The 844-nt window shown below is 65.2% G+C and carries 2 pseudogenes; one reads left to right on the top strand and one right to left on the bottom strand.

Going from position 1 to position 844, the window contains the following annotated elements:
* Nucleotides 1-201 (bottom strand): annotated as a pseudogene (locus VSO01S_RS26545) (collagen-like triple helix repeat-containing protein); the annotation flags it as partial.
* A 238-nt stretch (nt 202-439) separates the two neighbouring features.
* Here VSO01S_RS26545 and VSO01S_RS26540 point away from each other — a divergent pair.
* Nucleotides 440-844, top strand: a pseudogene (locus VSO01S_RS26540) (translesion DNA synthesis-associated protein ImuA); the annotation flags it as partial.

The following is an 844-nucleotide window of genomic DNA, read 5'->3' as shown; positions in this document are numbered from 1 at the left end:
GCTGCCGCCCCCTCCGGCGCCGCCGCTGCCCGAGCTGCCACTGCCGTCCGCGGAGATGCCGCCGGGCGTGGCGTTGCTGGTGCCGCCGGCGTCGCCTTGCAGTTTGCCGCTGGAGTGGCAGGCGGCCAGTACCGCCAGTGCCGCCACGGCCGTGGCCGTTCGCGCGAGGGAAGTGAACCTGTCCTGGAAGTGCACTGTCATGAAGAGCTCCTTTGGGTTACCCGTTTGTCAGACTCAATCAATGGCTTGGCTCCCTTGCCAAAGCCGGACTCAGGATAGGTTTGAGAAACATTTGTAAACAAGTATGTGAAAAGTTCGCATATTGAAATTCGCGTGAAATATCTCGCGGATCGAGACGTATCCTTTTGGGTGAAATTCACCTTTTTTCTAAAACTTGAGCGGGGTTGACTGAATACTGTATGCATGTACAGTATTCAGCATGGCCCTTCTTTCCCTTCCAGCTTCCTGCCTCCCCGCCGGCCAGCCGATCTGGCGCGGGGACGAGCTGGGTGCGGCCGACGCTGCGGTGGTGCCCACGGGCCATGCGGCGCTCGATGCCCAGCTGCCCGGCGGGGGCTGGCCGGTCGGGGCGCTCACCGAGTTGCTGCAGGCCAGTGCGCAGGCCCATGTCTGGCAGTTGCTGCTGCCGGCACTGGCGCAGGCGGTGCAGCAGAAAAAGAGCGCGCCGGTGGTGTTGGTGGGTGCGCCCTGCGAGCCCTTTGCCCCGGCCCTGGCCGCCGGCGGCTTGCCGCCCGAGGCCTTGTTATGGATTCGCAGCGAGGCGCCGGCCGCGCGTCTGTGGGCCTGCGAACAGGCCCTGCGCTGCGCCGAGGTGGCGGCCGTG

It is taken from the genome of Variovorax soli NBRC 106424 (genome assembly GCF_001591385.1).
GTDB lineage: Bacteria > Pseudomonadota > Gammaproteobacteria > Burkholderiales > Burkholderiaceae_C > Variovorax > Variovorax soli.
Note: the sequence above shows the minus strand (reverse complement) of the source record. Positions and strands in the feature narration are given on the sequence as shown.